Annotated in this window: 1 protein-coding gene and 1 pseudogene; both read right to left on the reverse strand. The window is 55.9% G+C overall.

Annotated elements, in window-relative coordinates:
• Nucleotides 1–261: pseudogene (locus V6C07_RS03345) on the reverse strand (MBOAT family O-acyltransferase); the annotation flags it as partial.
• Nucleotides 262–479: 218 nt separating this feature from the next.
• Nucleotides 480–767 carry an integration host factor subunit alpha gene (locus V6C07_RS03350; protein WP_333534958.1) on the reverse strand — a complete coding sequence of 96 codons (288 nt, stop codon included), beginning with the start codon at nucleotides 765–767 and terminating at the stop codon, nucleotides 480–482.
• Between the last annotated feature and the right edge of the window lie 449 nt (nucleotides 768–1,216).

A 1,216-nucleotide genomic window follows, 5' to 3' on the forward strand; every position in this document is an offset into this window, starting at 1 on the left:
CGCGCATGCTTCGTCGCCTGCGCCGGGGTTGGTCGTTGCCGGGGCTTCCGGCGCGGCCAGAGCCAGGGCAAAGGCATAGTTCATAATCAATATGCCTATCAGAAGCAGCAGAAAGGGCAGTCCCCAGAGGGCATAAAACACGGTGGAAAAGAGCAGCAGAACCATACTCAGCCGGGCGGAACCGAAGCCCGCCGACAGCCGCCAGCACAGCAGCAGAAGAGGCAGAAACAGAAAGAGAAAGGAATAGGAATTGAACAGCATGCGCAGCCTCCCCCCGGAACGCGGGCCTTCGGAAGCCCCGGCGCTAAAAGACCGGAGATCCACGGTAGCAGAGGCCCGCTACGGCAGTCGCTGGACATAAAAAAGCACTGGGCGAGAAATGCTGCCCGTGCAACGGCTGGCCGGAAAAAGGAACGCAAGAGCCTCCGCTACGGTGTCCAGCGGATGTCCGCCGTGAAGGCGCAGGCGTTACGGCGCGGCTAGGGATTCAGTTCTGAGCGGAATTTCCGCGACAGACGGAAGACCATAACTTTGCGCGGGGGCAGGGTAATGGTTTCATCTGTCTTGGGATTGCGCCCCTTGCGTGACGCTTTGTCATAGCATTCAAACTTGCCGAAACCGCTGATCAGCAGAGCACGGTCCTTTTTAATGGCCGCTTTCATGATGTCCAGCAGTTTTTCAACCACGTTTTTCACATCAACGCGGTTTTTGTCGGTTTCTTCGTAGATGGCCTCCACGATATCCGCTTTGGTCAGAGTTTTCTTCATTGTGAGTTCTCCGGCGCGTGTTGTGGCGCTGGTATGTCTGTCACAAACATGTTCCTGACAGGTATGGCCAAATGGTAAACAAAGGCTTGCTTCACATGAAGGGCACTTTTGTGTAAAATACACGCAACTAACGGGCAGAGCAAGATTTTTCTTAAAAATTGCCTTCTTGCCGAAATAATGGCCGCAGTGCGCGCCGCACATGGCTTCACAGGCATCGAGTATATATGAAAACGGTATCTGCCCGAATTTTTTCTTTAACCCTGCCCTGGTTTCTGCCTCCGGCACAGGTTGGCGCGCTTGTGCCGATTTTTCTTCCTTTCAGGGGTTGCCCTGTGCGTTGCGTCTTTTGTGCGCAGGATGTGCAGACGGGTTTTGTATCCGCGGCCTGTCCGCCCGAGTCTGCACCCGGTGCTGCCTCTGGCGCTGCGCCAGCCCCCCCCACTGCCGAG

This window comes from Desulfovibrio sp. 1214_IL3152, from assembly GCF_036763055.1.
Lineage (GTDB): Bacteria > Desulfobacterota > Desulfovibrionia > Desulfovibrionales > Desulfovibrionaceae > Desulfovibrio.

Coding starts and splice junctions, on each gene's coding strand:
- V6C07_RS03350 (WP_333534958.1), bottom strand. CDS start 767: ATGAAGAAAACTCTGACCAAAGCGGATATCGTGGAGGCCATCTACGAA.